The sequence below is a fragment of the Photorhabdus cinerea genome (assembly GCF_011189575.1).
Classification (GTDB): Bacteria; Pseudomonadota; Gammaproteobacteria; order Enterobacterales; family Enterobacteriaceae; genus Photorhabdus; species Photorhabdus cinerea.
In genome coordinates this window covers 1-5,126 of the sequence record NZ_PUJW01000064.1, presented here as the reverse complement: position 1 = coordinate 5,126, position 5,126 = coordinate 1, and the positions used below count along the sequence as shown (strand labels likewise).

Annotated in this window: 5 protein-coding genes; 2 read left to right on the top strand and 3 right to left on the bottom strand. The window is 35.1% G+C overall.

Annotated features, from left to right (window positions below; all coding sequences use genetic code 11):
* Positions 1–821: 821 nt before the first annotated feature.
* Both C5469_RS22075 and C5469_RS22070 read left to right on the top strand, forming a co-directional pair.
* A complete protein-coding gene (locus tag C5469_RS22075; RefSeq protein WP_166310769.1) occupies positions 822–1,775 on the top strand; it encodes a replication initiation protein in 954 nt (317 codons plus the stop codon).
* A gap of 7 nt (positions 1,776–1,782) precedes the next feature.
* Entirely contained in the window at positions 1,783–2,205 is a 423-nt protein-coding gene (locus tag C5469_RS22070; RefSeq protein ID WP_166310767.1) for a DNA-binding protein, read from the top strand.
* A gap of 201 nt (positions 2,206–2,406) precedes the next feature.
* On the opposite strand, the gene C5469_RS22065 is transcribed toward C5469_RS22070, so the two are convergent.
* The 3 genes from C5469_RS22065 to C5469_RS22055 form a co-directional block, all read right to left on the bottom strand.
* Positions 2,407–3,276, bottom strand: a complete 870-nt coding sequence (locus C5469_RS22065) for a Bpu10I family restriction endonuclease (protein ID WP_166310765.1) — start codon at positions 3,274–3,276, stop codon at positions 2,407–2,409.
* Entirely contained in the window at positions 3,277–4,443 is a 1,167-nt protein-coding gene (locus C5469_RS22060; protein WP_166310764.1) for a DNA cytosine methyltransferase, read from the bottom strand.
* 87 nt (positions 4,444–4,530) lie between these two features.
* Entirely contained in the window at positions 4,531–4,989 is a 459-nt protein-coding gene (locus C5469_RS22055; RefSeq protein ID WP_207629303.1) for a tRNA modification GTPase, read from the bottom strand.
* Positions 4,990–5,126: the final 137 nt, after the last annotated feature.

Here is a 5,126-nt window from a genome sequence, read left to right as displayed (position 1 = left end):
AGATTACATCTGGCGTAATAATCTTAAGTTAGGAGCTGGAAAATACCGTCCGTTACGATCAGTTGATATCAATCTGTACAAAAAACAGGCTTAGCGTAGGATATTTTCCGTTTTCCAAGCGGACCCCCATTAGCCAGTTTGCATGAATTATCCCGTGATAATCCCAAATGGGAAGAATGGAAAATGAAAGGGCAAGAATTACTCAATCAGAAAAAATGAGATTGAAAGCAGACTATTAACACCCTCTATAACATCACAGAAAGTTCATGGCGAGGTTTTATTGCTACGATAGTAGAATCGTATCACCTAATACCGAAAACGTGGCACAAGAGCTTACACAATACCTTTCTGAGTGAGCCGTGAGCGAAGCGAACTAAATGACACGGAAAAAACAGCGGCGTAGTGGCTGGATGGTCGGAGACAAAAGAAAGGGTCAGCGAGTTGCCCGAGCAAGGCGAGGGAGCTACTGAGGTGTTTTAGGTATGTTTTGAAAAGGAGCAAACGTTGTTTGCGACATCCTTTTAATTATCGCAAATCGACTGCAATTCTTCTGATTTATCCACAGGGCTGGGATCTATTCTTTTTTATTTTTATTATTCTTTCTTTATTCTAGTGTTTTTATATTATTGATTTTAAACAAAAAAAAATACTAAAGGTCTAGCGGAATTTACAAAGGGTCTAGCGGAATTTACAGATTTAGGCACAAAGGTCTAGTAGAATTTACAAGAGTTCACAACCCACAACAAAAGACCAGTAATTGAAATTGACAGGTCTTTTTACTTTGGTATAGTCACTTCATACTCCTAGACGAATGGTGAAACATGTCTGAATTAGTGGTTTTTAAAGCGAATGAATTAGCTATCAGCCGCTATGACTTAACTGAACATGAAACTAAGCTAATTTTATGTTGCGTGGCGTTACTCAACCCCACAGTTAAAAATCCGACACGAAAAGAACGGACAATCTCATTTACCTATAACCAATATGCTCAAATGATGGGAATGAGTCGTGAAAACGCTTACGGGGTATTAGCTAAAGCAACTAGGAATTTAATGACTAGAACAGTTGAGGTGCGAGATCCTTTAATTAAAGGCTTTGAAATTTTCCAGTGGACTAACTATGCGAAATTTTCCAGTGAAAAATTAGAATTGATTTTCAGTGAAGAAATTTTACCGTATTTGTTTCAGTTAAAGAAATTTATTAAATATAACCTTGAGCATGTCAAAGCCTTTGAAAACAAGTATTCAATGCGAATTTATGAGTGGCTCCTAAAAGAATTAACACAGAAAAAAACCCATAAAGCCAATATTGAAATCAGCCTTGATGAATTTAAGTTTATGCTGATGATTGAAAAAAACTACCCCGAATTTAAAAGGCTTAACCAATGGGTTCTAAAACCAATAGCCAAAGATCTGAATACCTACAGTAATATGAAGCTAGCTATTGAAAAACGTGGTCGACCTACTAACACACTGATATTTCAAGTAGAACTTGATAAACAAATTGATCTAGTAACAGAGTTAGCTAAAGACCAGATACCAACACCAGAAAAAACGACCAAATCAGTCAAACTATCACCTGATCACCATCTATATGAAGGACTAAAAATAACATTACACGATGCCTTAACAGCAAAAATTCAACTTACCAGCTTTGAAGCTAAATTTCTGAGTGACATGCAGAGCAAATATGACCTAAACGGCTCGTTCTCATGGCTCACTCAAAAACAACGTATTACGCTAGAGAAAATTTTAGCTAAATACGGACGGATCTGAGGTACTCATGGCACAGGTATCAATTAGTGAAGCGGCGAGACTAACAGGAAAAAGTCGCAGGACAATACAACGTTATGTCGCGACAGGAAAGCTATCATTATCACATAATGACACGACAGAAAAAAACATTGATATATCAGAGCTTATAAGAGTTTTTGGTGAAATAAATAAAGAAGAAGTCACACCCAACGACACACCAAAAATAGTGACAATGTCACATCGTGTCACCCATGATAATGACAATTCAAAATTAGAAAATGAGTTACTGAAAAAAGAAATTGAGTTTTTAAAGCAACGATTAGAAGATAAAGATGCTCATATTGATAGTTTAAAAAATGCCATGTTGTTAATCGAATCCAAGCTGCCGACAACACCTGAACCAGTTGCACCTGTATCAACCCAAAAATCGTGGCAATTCTGGAAAAAATAGCCGGTTGGCTTCATTTTCCCCCTGAAACTAAAATCGCCATCTTGATAACAAATTAGCAACATGAAAATGGTGTTTTTTACGATTGGAAGACAGGGGATTTCGAGCGGTTGAGGGGGCTTTTTGGTTGAGTGCCTAAGCGGCGGGTCGCTTAAGCACGATTATGTTAAACAGACTGGCTTTCAATGAAAATGGAATTATAAGTTAGATTAGATATCCTCTATCAATACCAAAACTAATACCTCCTTCCCAATCACTAACTAAAAAAGTTCTAACATTATTAAAAAGATGAAAAACAACATCTGGATATATTGGATTTTTAACATAGGAATCTAAGAACCGAAATTCTCTATCTGTGTTCCTTTGCTTTCTTAATACATATATTTGGTCTATTTTGTATTTACTTAAATTTATTGATTCAGTTAATTTTAGCCACTCAGCAACAACAAAATATTTAGCATTTGGGTTTTTATATTTTAATTGCTCTGCTGCCGTTGATACATCTTGCAACATTGTTTTATCTAAGTAGGTTTTACATTCGATAGCAACCGCAGGTATATCCCATGTTTCTTCTTCATTTTCATTTGAACCATTACAGTGCATTACTGAATCTACGGTTATACCAATAGAAAAATCATGGTCTTTCTTTTCAACTACTGCGTGTGGTTTACTTAACATACTTTGAAAAGATGATGGTCTAAAAAATATATCTTTGAATGAATGTGATTTTCCTATTAATGCATTAGGATTTATTTCACTAACGATATCTCTAAATAAAAAATACATAAACTCTTCTAAAACAGACGAATGCAGATTTGATCTCGAATCAAAGTGTTCAGAATAATTTTGAGCATCAAGAAAGTTTTTATAATCATTTAAAAGTTCAACTCTTTGATTTATAATCAATACATCATTATCTGCATTATCAATAAATGGACCTCTTAATGATAAATTGGCGCTTTTCCATTGTTCATACCTACTTTTTATTTCATTAAGATATCTAATGGATAATTCATCATTATACTTCCTATTATTGTTCATTTTTTGTTCTAAGTTATTACCATGAACGAACATTTAGAAGACCTCATTAATTAAGTGGCTAGCAATTGCCTTAGATAAGAGAGGAGGTACGGCATTTCCTATCTGATTGTATTGGCAAAGATATTTTTCATCCATTCTTCCTTCTCTTTGTAAGAGTTTTTGGCTGACAACTGTAGGCTTACCTTCAAATTTATACCAATCAGGAAATGATTGAATTCTAGCTCCTTCTCTAGCTGTAAAATTCCTATCTTTATATGGATGAACAAAATTAGCATAAAAAGAAGCTGTTATTGTGTGACACTGTTTATCTGGGTGCATTCGCCTATTATTTTGATCATATGCTTTATCAGAAAACTCTTTACTATTTCTCTTTAATGGTCTCAAGTGTTCTGGAACATCTGTTGTAGATTGCCCCCAGCTCATACTATTAAATCGTTCAACTAACCTTTTGGAATGGTTCATTGCCTTGTGATTAAATAGATAAAGAGAATGATTTCTTAACATTCCCTGATATTCATTTAATGGTTCTTTATCATACTCCATAACCTCAGAACCTTCTCTAGCGCTAATATTTGGCAAATCAGATATAGCGTCCCAAAGTGAAGGAGTTTTTGGTAAACCACCATCACCATTAATAGAGTGAGTGGGTTTTGGGAATGGATTTTTTAATTCTATTTTTGATGCAATAACAAATAATCGTTTTCTTATTTGAGGAACACCAAAATCAGTAGCCTCTAAAACCTTTGAATACACGTGATACCCTAAGCTTTCCAACTCTTTTTTTATAATATCAATAACGAACTGACCATCAATTGTCTTTGCTTTAATTATATTAGGTACATTTTCCATAACCATTAAATTAGGTAACGTTAATCTTCCGACACGAAGAAACTCTTCAAATAAAGAATTTCTTGGATCTTTAGGATCACCATTATTTTTATTACAAATAGAGAACCCTTGACATGGAGGACCACCTAATACGATATTTACATCATTAAAGCTGTGTAATATTTCGCCATCAGTCATATCTGATATATTTTTTTTAATAACTTTTGCATCAGGGTGATTGTATTTAAAAGTATCCGTAGCCCATTGATCTACTTCTATAGCCCCAATAATTTTAGCTCCGGCTAGATGAAACCCAAGACTAAAACCTCCCGCACCAGAAAAAGTATCCAATACTTTAACTTTATCAATCATTTACATCACCTAAAATTTAGTTATTTCTTGGGGGTAATATAACACTTTTCAAAAGAACCATCTTGAAAAATCACTATAAGTACATATTCACTGTTTTATTATTAAATACGTTTTTTCTTTATCTCCATATTGTTTTGAAGTATCTACCTTGACACAAGGCTGACCATCACAGGTCGAGATATCAGCTAATGGGGCTTTCTGTTGCCATTGAACCTCCATTTTTTGCATCGTTTCAATTCGGTTATAACCACTCTCAATAAAATAATATAAACCCCAAAAACTCGATCCGAGAACAGCAAATATGGTAAGGAAAATATAGATAGCTGACTTCCATGTATAACGAGACATTTCCCTACGCATCACATAAACCGCCTCTTGTGCCGTATTCACTACTTCATTCAAAGCACTCATCGCAGGCTTCTGCTGGGCTAATCCAGTTTGTTTTAGCTCTTTCTCGACCTGATGTAAGGCAGCATTCACGGATTTTCTGACCGTTTCAGTCATGTGACCGGAGGCACTGTCCAACTCACGGATAACCTGAGCCAATTGTGCTGTTTGGGGTCCGCTTGGAAAACGGAAAATATCCTACGCTAAGCCTATTTATTGCACAGTTCCGCATCAATACTAAAACTCATTATGTGCATTTCGGCGTTTCCGGCGTGCAATCCCACTAAATTTCTTGA